The following is a 16724-nucleotide window of genomic DNA, read 5'->3' as shown; positions in this document are numbered from 1 at the left end:
CTTCATCTCCTTCCGTCCCAACGTCAGAGGACGGCGGGACATGCGGCGACAATCCGAGATCGGCGATCGAAGGGCAAGAAAATGGCGGAAATTGGGCGTTATCGGCGTAAAGTGAGCGTGGTCCAGTCGCCAATCACATCGCGCGCCATCTCATTGTAGCCGTTACGGGCATAAACTGCGGAGACCTCGTCTGCCTGCGGATTCAGAAGACCGGACAGAATGGCGACTGAGTCGGGGGCCGCATGCGCCGCCATATCAGGAGCAAGCGCGATAAGCGGGCCTTTCAGAATGTTGGCGAAGATCAGATCGTAGGGGCCAACCGCTGCAATGCGCGGATGGTCGAAGCCGACGGCCTCCAGACACTCCACCCGACCCTCCAGCCCATTCAGCGCCACATTCGCCTCCGCTACTTCCACCGCGACCGAATCGATATCCGATGCGATGGGCGTGGCGGCAGTCTCTTTTGCGGCGGCCATGGCCAGAACGGCGGTGCCGCAACCGATATCAGCGACGCGCGCGAAATCCATGCCCTGCCCAAGCAGACGGTCAAATGCGACCAGGCATCCTTTCGTCGTTCCGTGGTGGCCGGTGCCGAACGCCATCGCGGCATCCACCAGCAACGGTACCGCGTCCGCCGGTAGCTTGTCGGAGTCGTGGCTGCCGTACAGGAAGAAGCGCCCCGCCTCGACCGGGGCGAGTTCGCGCCGCACCTTCGCGACCCAGTCGATCTCTGGCAGTTCGCTGACGGTAAAAGGCCGCGCGTCGAAGGCAGCGGCCAGCACGGCCAGCTCTGCGGCGTCGGGCGTTTCAGTAAAGTAGCCGCCGACTTCCCAGAGCCCGCTGTCGTCCTCCATTTCGAAGACGCCGATGCCGGTAGGCTCCGGCTCCATCCGTTCCATCGCGTCGCCCAGCGCCTTGGCGCGGGTCTCATCGGGCAGCAGGGTCAGGGCGGTGTAGGTGGGCATGGCATCTCTCCGGGCTCAGTGCGGCTTGTCACGGAACGCCGCGCCCCGCAAGGATCACCAGAAGAGGATCAGGATCGCCAGCATCGAACCCGCCAGCACGACGCCCTGATACCGGATGTCGGCATACCACGCGCGGCCCCACGCGGCGTCCTCCAACGATTTCTCCCGGTTCCAGATCACTTCGTCATCCAGATCTCGCCCTTCGGTGACAGCGCTGACGAGTAGGTAGAAGACCAGCGACGCCACGGTCATGATGGCGACGTTGATCGTGAAGTGGATGGGCCAGACCGGGTCCATCCCGAACAGCCCCATGACCCCGGCATTTCCAAGGCAGAACAGGATCGCGCCGATCGAATGCCCGAAGATCAGCGTCCAGAAACCCGCCTTTTCCGTGCCGAAGCGCGACAGCGCACCCATCATGAACAGCACGACCAAGGGCGGCACGAGGACAGAGAACATCTGCTGCAGGTAGTCCCACAGGCCGCCTGCGAATTGGATCAGCGGTGCCCAGGCGATGGCCAGTACCATGAAGACCAGCGTGGCGACGGTTCCGTAGCTGCGCTGGGTATCTGGGTCCAACTCCTTCTCGGGCTTGGTGATGAAGTCCGTCACCACCAACGTGGAAGATGAGTTCAACGTCGAATCGACGCTCGACATGATCGCCGCGATCAGGCCCGCCAGCACAAGGCCGGTCAGGCCAGCAGGCAGCAGTTCGGTGATCATGATCGGGAACACACGGTCCGCCTGCTCGATGTCCGGCAACAGTGCCGCGGCCATGGCGCCGGGGAAGACCATAATGAACAGCGGTAGGATTTTCAGCATACCGCCAAGGATTGCGCCCCATTGGGCGTCGGGCAGCGACTTCGCGCCCAGCACGCGCTGTACGATGTACTGGTTCGTCACCCAGTACCAAAACCCAAGCAGCGCCACGCCGAAGAACAGGCCGGGCCACGGCAGAGTTTCGTTTTCCAAAGGCAGGACCATGGAAAGGTGGTTCTCGTTCTCAACCGCATCGCGGATCGCCTGGAAAGAGAAGTCGAGTTCGGCGAACATCACGTAGGCCAGGATTGCCGAGCCGCCGATCAGCACGACGGCCTGCAGCACGTCGGTGAAGACCACCGCCTTCAGGCCCCCGGCAGCGGTGTAGAGTCCGGCGAACAACCCGATTGCCACGGCGCTCTGCCACAGCTGCAAACCGGGGAAGAAGGTGTTCAGCACCAAACCACCCGCATAAAGGCCGCCCGCGCAGTCCACGACGATGGTGAAGAAGATCGTCAGGCCAGAGAAATACAGCCGCACCCGGCGGCTGTAGCGCTTGTCCAGGTATTCGGGGGTCGTCGTGATCTTCGACTTCAGGAAGATCGGCGCGAAGATGAACGCCATGATCAGCAGAGGCACGCCTGCCAGCCATTCATAGGCCGAGGGCGCGATGCCGGTCGTGTAGGCCGATCCGGTCAGGCCGATCAGCGTGGAACTGGAGATATTCGACGCGAAGAGCGAGAAGCCGATGGCGCCCCACCCCAGCGTCCGACCTGCAAGGAACAGATCATCGCCCGTCTTGGTGCGACGAGACACATAGATGCCGATCAGGATTATAAGGCCGAAGTAAGCCGCGATCACGCTTAGATCGAGCGTCGTTATCTGTTCCTGAATACGGTCCACGCGGTTCTTCCCTCACGGCAATGCTACCTGAAGGAGACTAGGCGCGATTCCGCGTCTGTCATGGGTGCAAGCGCAGCAAACCTTCGCTGCGCCTGCATGCGTCTTTCAAGTAACCTCAGGCGACGGCGACACCGATCGGACAGGTCACGCCGGTCCCACCGATGCCGCAATAGCCGTTGGGGTTCTTGGCAAGGTACTGCTGGTGGTACTCTTCAGCGTAGTAGAACGTCGGCGCATCGACGATTTCCGTCGTGATCTGGCCGTATCCCGCATCGCGAAACTTCGGCTGCATGGCCTCGCGCGTTGCTTCGGCGGCGCGGCGCTGCGCGTCGTCGTAGACGTAAATGCCAGAGCGGTATTGCGTGCCGCGATCATTGCCCTGACGCATTCCCTGCGTAGGATCATGGCCTTCCCAGAAGACTTTCAACAGATCCTCGTAGCTGATGCGCTTGGGATCGTAGACCACATGCACGACCTCGTTATGGCCGGTCTTGCCGGAACACACCTCTTCATAGGTGGCATTCGGCGTATGACCGCCCGCGTAGCCCACGGCGGTGGTGTGCACGCCGTCCAGCTTCCAGAACATTCGCTCGACCCCCCAGAAACAGCCCATGCCAAACATGGCCTGCTCGTGGCCCGCGGGAACGTCTTTCAGGGGCACATCCAGCACGTAGTGTTGCTTGGCCGTCGGGATTGGCGTGTCGCGTCCCTTAAGGGCAGCTTCGGCGGTCGGGATCTCTGTGGATTTGCGCAGAATATTGAACATCGGGTTGCCTCCGTATCGGTGTTGCACTCGATATAGGAAGCCTGCCGCGGCCTTGCTACTCTGCCGGCGCCGCCAGCAACGGCCCGAACCGCGTCTCATGGCCCGGCGCGGGATGGCGGGGGATCAGCAGGGCCAGCAACAGCGAGGTCATCGCCATCCCGGCGGCCAGCACGAAGACGCCACCCGGCGCCACGACCCACAGGTATCCAAGCGAAGCTGGCAGGAACACGGCGGCGATGTGGTTGATGGTGAAGGCGACGGCGGCAGTGGGAGCGATGTCGCGCGGGTCGGCAATCTTCTGAAAATAGGTCTTCAGCGCCAGTGCCAGCCCGAACAGCATGTGATCGACCACATACAGCCCCGCTGCCAGAACGACGCCCCATCCGAAGTAGTAGACGCCGCCATAGGCCAAGAACACCAGCACCAGCCCAGTATACTCGAACACCAGAGCCATGCGCTCGCCAAAGTGGCCCACAGCGCGGCCCAACAGCGGCGCGATGATCATGTTGGCGACGTAGTTGATCAGCAGCAGTGCCGTAACCTCATGCACTTCGAAACCGAAGCGTTCGACCATCATGAAGGCGGCGAAGACCACGAAGATCTGCCGCCGCGCACCCGACATGAATTGCAGCGCGTAATACAGCCAGTAGCGGCGGCGCAGGATGAAGGTCTTGTGCTGCGGATCGGGGGACTCGAATTGTGGATAGGCGATCATGCAGAACACCGCGATCAGCGCGCAGGCCCCGCCCGCCACGCCGTAGACGAAGTCGTAGGACAGATCGAACGCCCGCCACGTCACCACTAGCAGCCCATAGGACAGCAAAGACGCACCCGACCCCACCGCCACGATCCACCCCAGCATCTGCGGCGCGCGCTTCTTTTCCAGCCATTGCAACTGCAGCGACTGGTTCACCGTCTCGTAATAATGGAATCCCACCGAACTAAGCGCCGTCATCAACAGGATACCGCCAAAACTCGGGAACCAGGCGGTGGCCGCTGTCGCTACGCCCAGAAGCAGAAGCGACGACAGGCCAAGAACCTGTTCTCGGATCACCCGGATCAGCAGGATCACGCCAATCGCCAGAAAGCCCGGAATCTCGCGCACCGTGTGCAGCCAGCCGATTTCGACCCCCGTGAATCCGGCGACTTCGATCACGAAGTTGTTGAGCAGCGCCATCCATGTGGCGAAGGCCAATGGCATCGCGAAGGCCATCAGGAACAGCAGCGTCTCGGGCCGTTGCCAGCGTGGCAGGTCCCGGGCTTCGGCAAGTGGCACAAGGCGCATGGGATCGGCTTACGCCCGCCGATCCACCTTGGCGAGACGAAACCGCACAGCATTTCAATGAAACAATGCGTCGGGGCGTCCGTTGGGCGGTCAAGTATTTATAGTGACTGGAGTGACCGATGCTTAAGACCACGAAAACCAGCCTTATCGCCCTGCTGCTGTCCGCCCCCATTGCTGCAGCGCCGGTTCTGGCCGAGCAGCACACGAGCGGTAGTGACAGCGACACGACGCAATCCGCGGACACCGAGATGCCGACCGCCGAAGGTCAGGACGGTAGTTCGGTTGCCGCAGGCACGGACGGCGAAGAACAGGCCGATCCACTGCTCGCCACCGTCGGCGACGCCGAGATCACGGCCGCTGACGTGGAAGCTGCCCTTTCGGCCTTCCCTGCCCAAATTCGCCAATCCCAGCCGGTCGAGATGTTGATTCCGATGGCAATGGAGCAGTTGATCTTGCGTGAACTGATCCTTCAGGCTGCCATGGATGAGAACATGGCGGACGACGAGGACGTTGAAGCCCTGCTCGATGAGAACAACCAGCGCACCGAAGAAGACGCGATGGTGCAAGTTTATGTCGAGCGCGAGCTTGAGGGTGCCGTGACTGACCAAGCGGTACAGGACACCTACGACGAAGTCGCCTCGAACAGTCAAACCGAAGTGCCGCCTCTGGATGCCGTGCGTCCGCAGATCGAGCAGCAATTGCGTCAACAGCGGTTGAACGAGATGGGCGAAGCGCTGCAGGAAGGCGTCGAGATCGTTTACTACGGTCCCGATGGCGAGCCGCAGGAGGCCGCGTCGCAGGATGAAGGGACGATGTCCGACGATGCGACTGGCACCGGCAGCACCTCTACGTCAGACGATGGCGCGACCTCTGTCGAGGACAACATGCCGGACAACAGCGAGTCCTCGTCCTCGAATTAAGCAGCTTTCATAGTGCCGCGACCGGCCCGCCACGTCCCGACGTGGCGGGCCTTTTGCCGTTCAGTAAAAGCTTTGCGGATCTATATCGACGCTCAGTCGAATGTCGCCCTTCCAGCGCACGCTCGCCAGCCATTCGGTCACTGCCGCTTGCAGCGGCGCCGACTTCTCGGCCTTGATCAACAAACGCACCCGATGCCGCCCCCTGATCCGCGCAATGGGTGCGGGGGCAGGACCATACAGATCCGCCCCGATCCGGCGCAGGGGCGCATCGGCGCGCGCCAGACGATTGCCCAGATCGAACACCGCCTGCACATCCGGCGACGACAGCACAATGCCCGCCATACGCCCGTAGGGTGGGACGCCCGCCGCACGGCGCTGCTCGGCCTCTGCCTTCCAGAATCCTTCTTCATCCCCCGACAGGATCGCCTTGATGACGGGGTGCTCGGGCTGGAACGTCTGCAACACCGCCGCACCGGGCTTGTCCGCCCGTCCCGCGCGGCCCGCCACCTGTCGCATCAGTTGGAACGTGCGCTCGGCGGCGCGCAGGTCAGATCCCTGAAGCCCGAGATCCGCGTCAATGACACCCACCAGCGTCAGCAGCGGAAAGTTGTGGCCCTTGGCAACCAGCTGCGTGCCCACGACGATATCCGCCGCCCCTGCCGCAATGGCCTCGATCCGGGCCTGCAGCGCGCGTGAGCTGGCGTACATGTCCGACGACAGCACCTCGACCCGCGCATCGGGGAATAGCGCAGCGGCTTCTTCTGCCATGCGTTCCACACCTGGACCGACGGCGGCCATCTTGCCCTCGACCTTGCAGGACGGACATTCGGGCGGCACGGGCTTGGTCTCACCACACTGGTGGCAGATCAGCCTTTTCAGGAACCGATGCTCGACCATCCGCGCATCGCAATGGGGGCAAGCGACCATTTCCCCGCAGGCACGGCAGATCGTGACGGGCGCATAGCCGCGCCGGTTCAGGAACAGCAGCGATTGCTCGCCCTTGTCCAGCCGGTCTTGCATCTGCGCCTGCAAGCTGGGCGACACCCATCGCCCGCCCGGCAACTCTTCGTCGCGCATGTCGATGGCGTCCATCTTCGGCATCGCCCGATCTCCGAACCGGGACGTGAGCGTCAGCGCGTTGTACTTCCCGGCCTCGACATTCGCCCAAGTCTCCAGCGAGGGCGTGGCGGAGGCCAGCACCACCTGCGCCGAACAGATGGACGCACGCAAAACGGCCATGTCCCGCGCGGAATACAGGACGCCGTCTTCCTGCTTGTAGGAGGTGTCATGCTCTTCATCGACGACCACCAGCCCCAGATCGCGAAACGGCAGGAATAAAGACGAGCGCGCGCCCACAACCAGCTGCGCGCCGCCCGTGGCCACCATCTTCCAGCAGCGCCGCCGCTCTGTCTGGGTCACACCGTGGTGCCATTCGGCGGGGCGTGCGCCGAACCGTACCTCGACGCGGTGCAAAAACTCCGCCGTCAGCGCGATCTCGGGCAGAAGCACCAGCGCCTGACGCCCCTTTGCCAGACAGGCGGCGACGGCTTCCAGATAGACCTCTGTCTTGCCCGATCCGGTGACGCCGCGCAGCATGGTGGTGCCGTAGTCGCCAGACTGAACAGCTTGCACCATTGCCTGCGCCGCCTGCCCCTGATCCTTCGCCAGAGGCTTGCCCGGCAAGTCCGGGTCCAACCGGGGATAGGGCGTGTCGCGCGGGGCCTCGCGCTCGTACACCGCGCCTTGCTTCACCAGACCTTTCACCACGGATGTCGTCACCCCCGCCATCTCGGCCAGTTCGCTTAAGGTGAAGGACAGTCCCTGATACTCGTCCAGCACCGCCAGCACGCGGGTGCGGGCGTCGGTCATACGGTCGGGGTCCGCCGCCCCGCGCGTATAGACCCGCCGCAAGGACACATCCTGACCCAGCCCCGGCACGCGCGTCGCCAATCGCAGCATCGCGGGCATGGGGGTCAGCGTGTATTCAGCGGCGCGGGCCAGAAAGACCTGCATCTCTTCGCGCATCGGCGGCACGTCCAGCACGCGGTAGGCGGCGCGCACCTTTGCCAGATCGTAGCCCCCCTCGCCCGGGCCCCAGACGACGCCCAGCACCTTGCGCGGACCCAATGGAACCTCGACGAAATCGCCTGTCGCACAGCCGCCTTCGGGCGCACGATAATCAAGCGTCCGATCGAGCGGCTGGGTGGTCTGGACGGCGATCAGATCGCCATGGGCGAAGTGGGGCATGGGTTTCAGATGACCGCTGTCGCCGGGGGGTGCAAGGTGGTGCCTTAGCGGCAGTGGCGCGCTGTCTCTCGGTCGTTCAGGCCGGTGGCGCGCAGAAGGCAGCGGCGCTTGGCTTCGTAGTAATAGCCCTTGGCATACCACATCATCGCCGCGTGCTCATCGCCGTCGGACACCATCCACGCGCCCTTCAGGTATCGCCCCGCGTAGGTCAGGTTGGTTTCGGCATCGAGCAGATCGCTTGGCGGACCCTGGTGGCCCATGGTGCGCGCGGTCTGGGGCAGGATCTGCATCAGCCCCCAATAGGGGCCGTTGCGCGCACCTGGACGGTAGTCGCTTTCGCGCTGGATGACGCGGTGGATCAGGCTGGCCGGGATCTCGTGGATTGCCGCGTATTTATTGACAAGCGCCCTCATCTGACCCGTCTCGCCGGGATTGAGCGTCGGCGCGGGCGCGCGGGTCACATCCGGCGCGGCGGCGCAGGCCGACAGGGCGACCAGAAGGATCATCATGCGTATCATGGCGATCCTCGTGCCGCGTGGGGTCGATTCTGGCAAGAGCCGCGCTCGTCACGCTGGCGGAAGCGCGCCGATGGCGAGTGGCGGGCCATGAGTATTTGGGAAAACAAAGAAGGGAGAGGCTTTGCGCAGGCCGCCACGTTCCGCTAAGGGGCGGCATGGCACAGAACCCTCCTTCATTGCGTCCCGACCTCGCCAATGCGCGCGTTCCGCGCGACGCCAACGCCCGGTTGCAGCGCGACCTAGACACCACCGGCCCCGCGCGGCGTGGCGCCGGGCCAACCATCGGCATGGTGTCCCTTGGCTGCCCAAAGGCGCTGGTCGACAGCGAGCGCATCCTGACGCGGCTGCGGGCAGAAGGCTACGGCATCTCGCCCGATTACACCGGTGCGGATGCTGTGATCGTGAACACCTGCGGGTTCCTTGATAGCGCCAAGGCAGAGAGCCTGGACGCCATCGGCGAGGCCCTGCGCGAGAACGGTCGCGTCATCGTCACCGGCTGTCTGGGCGCAGAGGCCGACTACATCACCGGCGCACATCCGAAGGTTCTGGCGGTCACCGGGCCACATCAATACGAGCAAGTGTTGGACGCCGTCCACGCCGCCGTGCCGCCAGACCCAGATCCTTTCGTCGACCTGCTGCCGGCATCGGGCGTGTCGCTGACGCCGCGCCACTACAGCTACCTCAAGATCTCCGAGGGCTGTAACCATAAGTGCAAGTTCTGCATCATTCCCGACATGCGCGGGCGTCTGCAATCGCGTCCCCAGAAGGCGGTGTTGCGCGAGGCGGAAAAGCTGGTCGAGTCCGGGGTGCGCGAGTTGCTGGTGATCAGCCAAGACACCAGCGCCTATGGGACCGACTGGGCAGAGCGGCCCGAGAAAGCGCCGATCCTTGGCCTGTCTCGCGAGTTGGGCCAGCTTGGGGCATGGGTCCGGCTGCACTACGTCTACCCCTACCCCCACGTGCGCGAACTGGTGCCGCTGATGGCCGATCCGGCGAACGGATTGCTGCCTTACCTGGACATTCCGTTCCAACATGCTCACCCCGAGGTGCTGAAGCGCATGGCCCGCCCCGCCGCCGCCGCCCGCACGCTGGACGAGATCGCCGCGTGGCGCGCGTCCTGTCCCGATCTGGTGCTGCGCTCGACCTTCATCGTCGGCTATCCCGGCGAGACCGAGGCCGAATTCCAGACCCTGCTTGACTGGCTGGACGAGGCGCAGCTGGATCGCATCGGCTGCTTCCAATATGAAAACGTGGACGGCGCGCGGTCGAACGCCCTGCCCGACCATGTGCCCGACGAGGTTAAGCAGGATCGTTGGGAGCGGTTCATGGAGAAGGCCCAAGCGATTTCCGAGGCGAAGCTGGAGGCCAAAGTCGGCACCCGGATGGAAGTGATCGTGGATCTTGTGGAAGACGACGCCGCCACCTGCCGCACCAAGGGCGACGCGCCGGAGATCGACGGGCATCTGTATATCGACGAGGGGCACGAGGATTTGTCGCCGGGGGATATCGTTACCGTCGAAGTGGACGAGGCGGGCGAGTATGATCTTTGGGGGTCGATCCGACACTAGACACGACGAGTCCGCGACGCGGTCTGCCTAAACTCGGAAACCCGGCATTTCCCATCATTTTCGAGAACAATCCGCACACAAACCTCGGATTGTTTCCGCTTTCACCGCATATCGTGGCGAAAACTGGGCAAGAGCAAGGCAGCACACCATGTTCTGATCTATGCTTCTCTCGCTTCTCTTGACCACCGGCCTTTGGGCCTCTCCATCACTGCCTGACCCGGCAGTGCCGGTGAAACTGACCCCGCCCGATTTTCTGCCCTCATCAAGCCCGGCGCCGACAGCGCGCCCGGTGGACCGGGTGGCGTCTCTTGGGGTCATCGGACCGCTGAAGCCCCGGATCGCCACCAACGCCCCGCCGCTCTGGCCTGTTCTTCTTCCGGGAGCACTATCCGTTCTTTGCCTGCTCATTGCCGCAGCACTCTACAATCGGGCATGAAAAAGCCCGCCCCGGCGAAGGGGCGGGCCAAATCCTGATTGTCCAGAAAATCACTCGTCGGCGGTCAGGTGATCGCTCAGGAAATTGGAGGCGCGATCAATGGCGCCGCGGGTCGACGGGGTGTTCGCGATCGGATTGAGCATGACGAAGTCGTGCATCGTGTCGTTGTAGCGCACGCTCTCGACCTCGACGCCCGCCTGCGCCAGCTTCTCGGCGAAAGCCTCGCCCTCGTCACGGAGCACGTCGTTTTCGTCGGTGATGACAAGGGTCGGCGCGAAATCGGCAAGCACATCCTGCTCGGCCATCAGGGGCGAGATCATCGGGTCGGACGTATCGGCGCCCTCGGGCAGGTAGGCATCCCAGAACCATTCCATCATGGCTTTGGTCAGCCACGGGCCATCCGCGAACTCGGAATAGCTGTCGCTGTCCAACTCGGCGGTGGTCACAGGGTAGAACATCACCTGCGCGTCGATCTCTGGGCCGCCGTTCTGTCGCGCCATCATGGCGACCGTGGCGACCATGTGTCCGCCGACCGAGTCGCCCGCGATGGCAAGACGTTCGCCGTCGATGCCGAACTCTTCGGGGTTCTGGGCCACGTATTCCAACACGCCGTAATCTTGTTCGATGGCATAGGGGTGTTTTTGCTCGGGCGACGGCGCGTATTCAACGAAGACGTTAGCTGCGTTCGTCTTGTTGGCCATTTCGCGCATCAGGCGTTCGTGCGTGGTGAAGTTGCCCAAGATCCAGCCGCCGCCGTGGAAATACACGACACCGGGAAGTGCTTCGTCACCGGCACCATCGGGGCGCACGACGTAAACAGTGGTATCGCTGTCCGGGCCGACCGGCAGCGTCATCTCTTCGACGCTGGCTTCGGGCATATCGACATCCGCACCGGTCTGGGTGTCGATCAGAATCTGCCGCGCCTCTTCGGGAGGCAACGTGTTGATCGCCGGGGCGCCTTCCAACGTCTCAAGAAAGGACTGAATTTCGGGATAGAGGACCGGGCTGGACTGACTGTCATCTTGTGCCATCACAGGCAGCGCGGTGGTCAGCGCCAAAGTGGCGCCAAGGGGAAACATAAGGCGGGACATGAGTTACTCCGTTCAGTTTAGTGCCCTAAGAACAAACGCTTCCGAACGAGGTTCCAATTCTGCCTTCACTCCGCCGTTATCGCCCGACAACCCGCCGCACATTGGCGATACGCTGCGCATTGGGCGGATGGGTGCCAAGGAACCGGGTGCCGGGATCGGGGGCGTTCTGGAAGAACATGATGCCCCGCACCGCATCGTAGCCGGCCTGCTCGGCCAGCACCGCGCCCAGCGAATCTGCCTCCAACTCGAACCCCTGCGCGTAGCGGCGCGCGCCGTAGAACGCGCCGAAATCTTGCGCCTCTCGCACCGCGATTGCATCCCCACCGGAAGCGGCCACCAAGGCCCCGGCCACCAGAGCACCGGACCGGGCCGACGCGCGGCCCCGTGCGATGTGCCCCTCGATATGGTGCGCGGCCTCGTGCGCCAAGATGAACGCCAGCTCATCGTCGTTCCGAGCCGACAGGATCAACGGCAGCGTGAAGCCAACCACCGGCTGATTGTTGCGCCCCAGCGTCTGGAAGGCGTTGGGCGGTTGGTTCATGCGGTCGTCGACCACCACCAGGTAATCGCAGCGCACGCCTTGCGTCCGTGCGTTACAGGCGGCACGGGCGACGGGCATCACGTCTTCCACCACCTGCACGAAGGACTGCGCGGCCTGCGTCGGGCTGCGGGTAACGACGGGCCCCGGCGCGGGCCGTGGCGCGGTTGGTGTGGCCACGACGACGGGCGTGGTCACACAGCCCGCAAGGGTCAATGACAGGATCAGGGCGAGGATGCGCATGGGACGGGCTCCGGGCTCGGGTCTGATCCCCACATTAGCGGCTTGGGCGAGCGCGACCAGCGGTTGCGCGCAGACGTGATCCGGGACAGCTTGCAAGCGTTATGCTCCCAATCACAGGCCCGCGTCCCATGTTCACCATCGAGCACGAGTTCGACGCCACCGTCATCACGCTGGTCGACGCCCCGGCCAATCATCGGCAGGCGGACATCACCATCAACGCGTTCGACGATTGCGTGACGGTCGAGCAGGTCGACCCCCACACCGACCGCCTGATGCGCATCACCCTATCGCCCGCTCAGGTGTCCGATCTGGCCGCTGCGCTCGATCTGCCGGAAGGGGCGTATGAGATCAGGGGAAAGCGTTAGGAGACGGGGCCTAGCGGAGCGTTGGCGAATGGCGGCTGTGCGGACTTTTCAGAAACTCACGGTGAGGCGAAATTGGTCGGCTGGGGACCGGCGATCTGGAATCTGGGTGGATTGCTTCATGGTCATCGTTTGCAGGGGAAGCCAACGCGCGGTGCCGGCGTCGACGGTTCGGCTGTTCGCAGGACGGCTAACCGAAAGCGCGGCGGGCTACGCCATTGATGCGCGCCGTAGCGCTCAGTTGATCAGAAAAGAAAAGATTGGAACACTTTCTGGACTGTATAGACAGACCACTTAATACTCTTTATCGAGTGCCAAAAAGTCGGCCAAATTGCTATTGAAGTCAGGACCTTCCTTATGAATTGGAAAATACTCGCAATAATCGCCACTATCTTCGTTGTTCCAGGGTGCCAAACAAGCGTGGTTTCCAATCCTCAAGCGGTACAGTCGCTTGCTGAACAAGAGTGCGCCATTTACGTCGCAGCCGAAAAGCGCTTAGCAGCGGAGGGTCGGCCGGCCGATGGACTAAGCACCGGCTGTGCAGCGGCAACTTCTCCTGCCGATATCGCCCCCACTGGAGTTGCGGGCCAAAGTACATCGTTTTCAGAAATTCTGTTTCGCCGAATGATTGCGCGCGGGATGCCGCAAGATCTAGCTGCGGAAATTTCGACTTCGCCCGCCTTCAAAGAGCTGGTTAGATTTCAGGCGGCCAACGCCAGCTAGCTTTGGCATGGGCAAGCCGCTCCACTAAAAATCTAATTACCTAGGAGTCAAAAATATATCCTGAACTGCTGTTGCCCCAAATAAAATCTTCCATTTTTCGCGCTGCAGCATTCGGTCACTCTGGACTCGAACCGAACCTTCGGCGGTTCTACTCCAAGCCTAAAAGCCCCCTCAATCCGACAGATAATCCTCTGCCACATACCCCGTGATCGTCGGCGCATCGGCCAAGGAGACGCGGCACCACAGTTGGCCGACCTCTGTTACGCAATCGCGGCGCACGAGGCGGGTGCCGTCGGGCAGGCCGAGGATCACATTGTATCCCAGCCCCGGCCCCGCGCGCAGTTTCAGAAGCTCGGCCCCGGTGTTGCGGACGACCGTGGGGCTTCCCAGCGAGACGCAGCCCGCAAGGGCGCCCAACGCAAGAAACGTGACAAAGCTGCGACGCATGATCCGGCCTTTCCTGTGTGTCGGACCCCTTGTGCCACCCGTCCCGCCCGGCGCAAAGCGGGCGCGTCGGGGCAGGCCCGATATGGCGCGCGCACCTGTGACATCCCTGCCGCGCCTTGACCCGTCCGCGCGCAAGCCCGACATGCACACCGACACGAATGGAGTCTGCCATGCCCCCGCCCAACCCCGCCGCGCTGGATTTCTTGCTGACACGTCGTTCGCGCCCCGCAAAGACGCTGACCGCGCCGGTGCCCACGCGCGAAGACCTGCTGCCGATCCTGACCGCTGCCCTGCGCAGCCCCGATCATGGCAAGCTGGAGCCATGGCGTCTGATCGTGCTGGAACGGGCGGCGCTGATGCGGCTGGCGGAATTGGTCGGGGAACGGGGCAAAGCGCTGGGGCGCACGCCGGAAGAGATCGACAAGCAGCGCCTGCAATATGCCGATGGCGGGTTGGCCGTCGCCGTCATCGCCTCGCCAGTGGACAGCCCAAAGGTGCCCCACATCGAGCAGATCCTGTCTGCGGGTGCCGTCTGCCTGAGCCTTGTGAACGCGGCCCTTGCGTCAGGCTGGGGAGCCAACTGGCTGTCCGGCTGGGCCAGCCATGACCGGGTCTTCATGGCGAACGGCCTTGGCTTGGCCGAGCATGAGATGGTCGCGGGCCTGATCCACATCGGCACCGAAACGACACCGCCGCCCGACCGCCCCCGTCCCGACCTAGACACAAAGGTCGATTGGGTCACGCAGTGAAATTCCTTGGCGACATCGCGCGTGCCATCGCGCAACTCAGCGACCCGGCGTTCCAGCGTGTGCTCTGGACCGGGATCGGCCTGACCGTTCTGCTGCTGGTCGGCCTCGGCGCGGCGACCGTCTGGGGGCTGAACTGGCTGCTGCCCGACACCGTGTCGCTGCCGTTCATCGGAACGATCGGCTGGTTGGATGACATTGCGTCCGGCCTGTCGGTCGTCGGGCTGATGATCCTGTCGGTGTTCCTTATGATGCCTGTGGCTTCCGTCTTTACGGGCTTTCTACTGGACGACGTGACAGACGCGGTCGAGGCGAAGCACTACCCGAACCTGACCCCGGCCCCGCGCCTGTCGATCATTGAGTCGATCCGCGATGGCGCGGGCTTTCTGGGCGTGCTGATCGCGGCGAACCTGATGGCGCTGATCGCCTACCTAATCGTGCCGCCCTTCGCGCCGTTCATCTTCTATGCGCTGAACGGCTTTCTTCTGGGCCGCGAATACATTCAGTTGATCGCCACGCGACGCCTTGGCCCTGAAGGTGCCGCCGCATTACGCGCACGCCACCCTTTCCGCATCTGGGCGGCGGGATGTCTGATGGCGGTACCGCTGACAATCCCCATCGTGAACCTGACCGTGCCACTACTGGGCGCGGCCAGCTTTACTCATCTGTTTCACCGGATTGCGCCTCGGGGGGCGACATCCGGTCGAACCAGTCGATATCCCGAACGCTGATCGCGCCGGACAGGATCACGCCGGCGATGACAGCCCAGATGACGGTGCCCCAAGCGGTTGTCTGGATGACCTTGCGCTTCAGCGGAAAGCGCGCGGGGCTGCTGGCGTGGGTGCCCGGCACGATCTCGCCCTCGTCACCTTGCGTCGACAGCCCGATGGGCAGCACGACGAAGAAGACCATGAACCAGACGACGGCATAGAGAACCAGCGCGGATGTGATGCCCATCTAGACTTGCTCCAACTCGATCAGGGTGCCCGTGAAGTCCTTGGGATGCAGGAACAGCACCGGCTTGCCATGCGCGCCGATCTTCGGCTCTCCATCGCCCAGAACCCGCACGCCTTCACTTGTCAGATGATCGCGCGCGGCGATGATGTCATCCACCTCGTAGCAGATGTGATGAATGCCGCCCGCCGGATTCTTCTCCAGAAACGCTGCGATGGGAGAGCCTTCGCCCAACGGGTGCAGCAATTCGATCTTGGTGTTCGGCAACGTGATGAAGATGACGGTGACGCCGTGGTCCGGCTCATCCTGTGGTGCGCCGACCTCTGCCCCCAGCGTGCCGCGATACTGCGCCGCTGCGGCGTCCAAATCCGGCACTGCGATGGCCACGTGGTTCAACCGTCCGATCATGTCTTTCACCCCCTGCATGTCTGGCGCGGCATACCGTCTGCACACGCGCGGCTCAAGGTCGGTGCGGTTAACCTTCCATTAGCTTCGCCGTGGTTTGGTAAAGCAATCGACGTTATGAATTGTGGAGTTCAGATGAACGATCTCATGCAAACCCGGCGGCCGACGTCGGACAGACCTCTTCTTGGGCAATCGGTACTGGTCGTCGAAGACAGCCGCCACGCCGGTGAAGCATTGCGGCTGATGTGCATGAAAGGCGGGGCGCGGATTCGTCGTGCCGACTGTCTCAAATCCGCTGATCGTCATCTGAAATCCTGGCGTCCGTCGGTCGTGATCATCGACCTTGGCCTGCCCGACGGGTCCGGACTGGACTTGATCCGACGCCTGAACACGGCCACTCCGCGCGTCGCGGTGCTACTCGCCGTTTCGGGAGAGCCACAGATGCGACAGGCCGCGCTGGCCGCCGGGGCCGATGGGTTCCTTGCCAAACCGTTCGGCTCGGTCGCGAATTTCCACGCGATGGTGCTGGCGAAGCTGCCGCACGCTGCCCGCCCCCTTGGCCCTCGAAGGTTGGACACCGATGTGCTGGAACCGGACGAGGCGATGTTTCTCGATGATCTGTCGCTGATCGGAGAGTTGATGGACGGCAGCGCAGACCGCGCGACGATGGCCTACGCGATGGACTTCGCGCGCGGATTGGCACGCTCTGTCGGAGACACCGAACTTCTCGCCGCGGTTGCCCGCCTTGAAGCCGCGCTCGACCACGGCCGCCCGATCCTTCCCGAAATCGGCAACCTGGCCGCCTTGGTCCAAACCCGGACAGGCGGGCGGAGGATGGCGGGGTAAGA

At 63.3% G+C, this 16724-nt stretch carries 18 protein-coding genes; 7 read left to right on the top strand and 11 right to left on the bottom strand.

What is annotated here, in order from left to right:
• Window positions 1-98 precede the first annotated feature (98 nt).
• The 4 genes from FIU81_RS01615 to FIU81_RS01600 form a co-directional block, all read right to left on the bottom strand.
• Window positions 99-965 (bottom strand): 50S ribosomal protein L11 methyltransferase, encoded by an 867-nt coding sequence (locus tag FIU81_RS01615; RefSeq protein WP_124111002.1) that lies wholly within the window; start codon window positions 963-965, stop codon window positions 99-101.
• 54 nt (window positions 966-1019) lie between these two features.
• Window positions 1020-2627, bottom strand: a complete 1608-nt coding sequence (locus FIU81_RS01610; RefSeq protein WP_124111003.1) for a sodium:solute symporter — start codon at window positions 2625-2627, stop codon at window positions 1020-1022.
• A gap of 115 nt (window positions 2628-2742) precedes the next feature.
• The gene (msrA, locus tag FIU81_RS01605) at window positions 2743-3393 is read right to left on the bottom strand and encodes a peptide-methionine (S)-S-oxide reductase MsrA (protein ID WP_124111004.1); all 651 of its coding nucleotides are present in this window, start codon (window positions 3391-3393) and stop codon (window positions 2743-2745) included.
• Between the two features lie 55 nt (window positions 3394-3448).
• Entirely contained in the window at window positions 3449-4678 is a 1230-nt protein-coding gene (locus tag FIU81_RS01600) for an MFS transporter (protein WP_124111005.1), read from the bottom strand.
• Window positions 4679-4797: 119 nt separating this feature from the next.
• Between FIU81_RS01600 and FIU81_RS01595 the strand changes: the two genes are divergently transcribed.
• Entirely contained in the window at window positions 4798-5598 is an 801-nt protein-coding gene (locus FIU81_RS01595) for a hypothetical protein (protein WP_124111006.1), read from the top strand.
• 60 nt (window positions 5599-5658) lie between these two features.
• Here the strand turns inward: FIU81_RS01595 and FIU81_RS01590 are convergent, their stop codons facing one another.
• On the bottom strand, window positions 5659-7845 hold the full coding sequence (locus FIU81_RS01590; protein WP_124111007.1) for a primosomal protein N': 2187 nt from the start codon (window positions 7843-7845) through the stop codon (window positions 5659-5661).
• A gap of 44 nt (window positions 7846-7889) precedes the next feature.
• Entirely contained in the window at window positions 7890-8363 is a 474-nt protein-coding gene (locus tag FIU81_RS01585) for a lytic transglycosylase domain-containing protein (protein WP_124111008.1), read from the bottom strand.
• A 155-nt stretch (window positions 8364-8518) separates the two neighbouring features.
• Between FIU81_RS01585 and rimO the strand changes: the two genes are divergently transcribed.
• Window positions 8519-9931: a 30S ribosomal protein S12 methylthiotransferase RimO gene (rimO, locus tag FIU81_RS01580; RefSeq protein ID WP_124111009.1), complete on the top strand. Its 1413-nt coding sequence runs from the start codon at window positions 8519-8521 to the stop codon at window positions 9929-9931.
• Window positions 9932-10417: 486 nt separating this feature from the next.
• On the opposite strand, the gene FIU81_RS01575 is transcribed toward rimO, so the two are convergent.
• Window positions 10418-11458 (bottom strand): alpha/beta hydrolase, encoded by a 1041-nt coding sequence (locus FIU81_RS01575; protein ID WP_216644269.1) that lies wholly within the window; start codon window positions 11456-11458, stop codon window positions 10418-10420.
• A 76-nt stretch (window positions 11459-11534) separates the two neighbouring features.
• A complete protein-coding gene (locus FIU81_RS01570) occupies window positions 11535-12239 on the bottom strand; it encodes a M48 family metallopeptidase (protein WP_124111010.1) in 705 nt (234 codons plus the stop codon).
• A gap of 128 nt (window positions 12240-12367) precedes the next feature.
• Here FIU81_RS01570 and FIU81_RS01565 point away from each other — a divergent pair, with 128 nt between their 5' ends.
• Complete coding sequence (locus tag FIU81_RS01565; RefSeq protein ID WP_124111162.1) at window positions 12368-12604, top strand: hypothetical protein; 237 nt, start codon at window positions 12368-12370, stop codon at window positions 12602-12604.
• A 354-nt stretch (window positions 12605-12958) separates the two neighbouring features.
• Window positions 12959-13324 (top strand): hypothetical protein, encoded by a 366-nt coding sequence (locus FIU81_RS01560; RefSeq protein ID WP_124111011.1) that lies wholly within the window; start codon window positions 12959-12961, stop codon window positions 13322-13324.
• 171 nt (window positions 13325-13495) lie between these two features.
• Here FIU81_RS01560 and FIU81_RS01555 read toward each other — a convergent pair whose 3' ends face one another.
• Window positions 13496-13771, bottom strand: a complete 276-nt coding sequence (locus tag FIU81_RS01555; protein WP_124111012.1) for an SH3 domain-containing protein — start codon at window positions 13769-13771, stop codon at window positions 13496-13498.
• Window positions 13772-13941: 170 nt separating this feature from the next.
• Here FIU81_RS01555 and FIU81_RS01550 point away from each other — a divergent pair, with 170 nt between their 5' ends.
• Together FIU81_RS01550 and FIU81_RS01545 are read left to right on the top strand one after the other, a co-directional pair.
• Window positions 13942-14520: a nitroreductase gene (locus tag FIU81_RS01550; protein WP_124111013.1), complete on the top strand. Its 579-nt coding sequence runs from the start codon at window positions 13942-13944 to the stop codon at window positions 14518-14520.
• Window positions 14517-15248: an EI24 domain-containing protein gene (locus FIU81_RS01545; protein WP_124111014.1), complete on the top strand. Its 732-nt coding sequence runs from the start codon at window positions 14517-14519 to the stop codon at window positions 15246-15248. Before FIU81_RS01550 ends, FIU81_RS01545 begins: the two co-directional genes overlap by 4 nt.
• On the opposite strand, the gene FIU81_RS01540 is transcribed toward FIU81_RS01545, so the two are convergent.
• Both FIU81_RS01540 and mce read right to left on the bottom strand, forming a co-directional pair.
• Window positions 15175-15474: a DUF1467 family protein gene (locus FIU81_RS01540; protein WP_124111015.1), complete on the bottom strand. Its 300-nt coding sequence runs from the start codon at window positions 15472-15474 to the stop codon at window positions 15175-15177. The two genes, FIU81_RS01545 and FIU81_RS01540, sit on opposite strands and share 74 nt — an antisense overlap.
• A complete protein-coding gene (gene mce / locus FIU81_RS01535) occupies window positions 15475-15879 on the bottom strand; it encodes a methylmalonyl-CoA epimerase (protein ID WP_124111016.1) in 405 nt (134 codons plus the stop codon).
• A 132-nt stretch (window positions 15880-16011) separates the two neighbouring features.
• On the opposite strand from mce, the gene FIU81_RS01530 reads away from it, so the two are divergent.
• Window positions 16012-16722, top strand: a complete 711-nt coding sequence (locus FIU81_RS01530; protein ID WP_124111017.1) for a response regulator — start codon at window positions 16012-16014, stop codon at window positions 16720-16722.
• Window positions 16723-16724: the final 2 nt, after the last annotated feature.

The organism is Palleronia sp. THAF1, from assembly GCF_009363795.1.
Classification (GTDB): domain Bacteria; phylum Pseudomonadota; class Alphaproteobacteria; order Rhodobacterales; family Rhodobacteraceae; genus Palleronia.
The sequence above is the reverse complement of the archived record's forward strand: the minus strand, read 5'-3'. Positions and strand labels throughout refer to the sequence as shown.

Excerpts from the sequence above, each read along its gene's own strand:
- FIU81_RS01590 (WP_124111007.1), bottom strand. The coding sequence starts at position 7,845 with ATGCCCCACTTCGCCCATGGCGATCTGATCGCCGTCCAGACCACCCAG.
- FIU81_RS01585 (WP_124111008.1), bottom strand. The coding sequence starts at position 8,363 with ATGATACGCATGATGATCCTTCTGGTCGCCCTGTCGGCCTGCGCCGCC.
- FIU81_RS01530 (WP_124111017.1), top strand. The coding sequence starts at position 16,012 with ATGAACGATCTCATGCAAACCCGGCGGCCGACGTCGGACAGACCTCTT.
- FIU81_RS01615 (WP_124111002.1), bottom strand. The coding sequence starts at position 965 with ATGCCCACCTACACCGCCCTGACCCTGCTGCCCGATGAGACCCGCGCC.
- rimO (WP_124111009.1), top strand. The coding sequence starts at position 8,519 with ATGGCACAGAACCCTCCTTCATTGCGTCCCGACCTCGCCAATGCGCGC.
- FIU81_RS01550 (WP_124111013.1), top strand. The coding sequence starts at position 13,942 with ATGCCCCCGCCCAACCCCGCCGCGCTGGATTTCTTGCTGACACGTCGT.
- mce (WP_124111016.1), bottom strand. The coding sequence starts at position 15,879 with ATGATCGGACGGTTGAACCACGTGGCCATCGCAGTGCCGGATTTGGAC.
- FIU81_RS01570 (WP_124111010.1), bottom strand. The coding sequence starts at position 12,239 with ATGCGCATCCTCGCCCTGATCCTGTCATTGACCCTTGCGGGCTGTGTG.
- FIU81_RS01600 (WP_124111005.1), bottom strand. The coding sequence starts at position 4,678 with ATGCGCCTTGTGCCACTTGCCGAAGCCCGGGACCTGCCACGCTGGCAA.
- FIU81_RS01565 (WP_124111162.1), top strand. The coding sequence starts at position 12,368 with ATGTTCACCATCGAGCACGAGTTCGACGCCACCGTCATCACGCTGGTC.
- FIU81_RS01595 (WP_124111006.1), top strand. The coding sequence starts at position 4,798 with ATGCTTAAGACCACGAAAACCAGCCTTATCGCCCTGCTGCTGTCCGCC.
- FIU81_RS01540 (WP_124111015.1), bottom strand. The coding sequence starts at position 15,474 with ATGGGCATCACATCCGCGCTGGTTCTCTATGCCGTCGTCTGGTTCATG.
- FIU81_RS01575 (WP_216644269.1), bottom strand. The coding sequence starts at position 11,458 with ATGTCCCGCCTTATGTTTCCCCTTGGCGCCACTTTGGCGCTGACCACC.
- FIU81_RS01560 (WP_124111011.1), top strand. The coding sequence starts at position 12,959 with ATGAATTGGAAAATACTCGCAATAATCGCCACTATCTTCGTTGTTCCA.
- msrA (WP_124111004.1), bottom strand. The coding sequence starts at position 3,393 with ATGTTCAATATTCTGCGCAAATCCACAGAGATCCCGACCGCCGAAGCT.
- FIU81_RS01555 (WP_124111012.1), bottom strand. The coding sequence starts at position 13,771 with ATGCGTCGCAGCTTTGTCACGTTTCTTGCGTTGGGCGCCCTTGCGGGC.